The organism is Bacillus sp. HMSC036E02, assembly GCF_001836235.1.
GTDB classification, from domain to species: domain Bacteria; phylum Bacillota; class Bacilli; order Bacillales; family Bacillaceae_G; genus Bacillus_A; species Bacillus_A cereus.
On record NZ_KV827812.1, the window covers coordinates 1 to 949 of the forward strand.

Genomic DNA, 949 nt, shown 5'->3' on the forward strand with positions numbered 1-949 from the left:
TAAGTGAATATGGTTTATTTAATATTGATATCTGTTTTTTTATAAGAGAAATGATACAACTCTTTAACTAGTATATAAGTATCTAAGAATATTAGGAAATCTCTCTCTCCAGGCTATTTCATTATGAGGAGCGCCTTCAATAATTTTAAATTGATAATTTATACCCTTTTCCTCTATTACGGTCTTAAAGGATAGATTTGACTCAATATAAGCCTTGGAATCAAACGTAACTGTCGATTCCTTTGTTCCTACATCAAAGTAAAAATACTTTATATTTGATAAATTGCTTATTTTGGCGAATCTTTCAATTTCAAGTTGATTTAACCAGTATGCAGAAGAAAGAGCGGCTACCCTTCGAAAAATAGATGGGTATTTTACCATTGCATAAGTTGAGATGAGTCCCCCTGATGAGCTTCCCGCACTTGCTGTATCATCTGTTAGTGTTCTATATTTGTTATCAATATGTGGCTTTAATTCCTTCACTATGAAATCTATATATTTTTCGCCTTCCCCACCTAAGTCGATGGTCTCATCTAATGATAATCCTCGATTTATGGTTTTATTGCTTATCCAAGGTCCATACTCATCAAAACGTTTTGTACCTTCTCCATTGCAATCAATTCCTACAATAATAATGTCTAGACAACTTTCTTGAAGGCAGTCCGTTATTCTCCAACTAGTTCCAAAAAAAGATTCCTCATCTTGAAACAAATTTTGCCCATCGTGCATATATAAAACTGGATAATGTTTAGTTGAGTTCTCGTAACTTTTCGGTAAATACACTCTCACTCGTCTTTGTCTATCTAAAGCTGACATAGTTACTATAAATTCTTCTAGCATATTTAGGCTCCCCTCATTTTTAGCATTACTATTTTATTTAGAATACCATATATTTACTTAATTCAGTTTTAATAGACTAATTGAAGGAATAGTATTGTATATCCTATTC

1 protein-coding gene is annotated in these 949 nt (G+C 32.0%); it reads right to left on the reverse strand.

Annotated features, from left to right (window positions below; genetic code table 11):
- Positions 1-63: 63 nt before the first annotated feature.
- Positions 64-840, reverse strand: coding sequence for an alpha/beta hydrolase (locus HMPREF2590_RS03835; protein ID WP_070861326.1), 777 nt, complete (start codon positions 838-840; stop codon positions 64-66).
- Positions 841-949: the final 109 nt, after the last annotated feature.

Bases quoted from the DNA above. Each gene is read 5' to 3' on its own strand.
- HMPREF2590_RS03835 (WP_070861326.1), bottom strand. From the start codon at position 840: ATGCTAGAAGAATTTATAGTAACTATGTCAGCTTTAGATAGACAAAGA.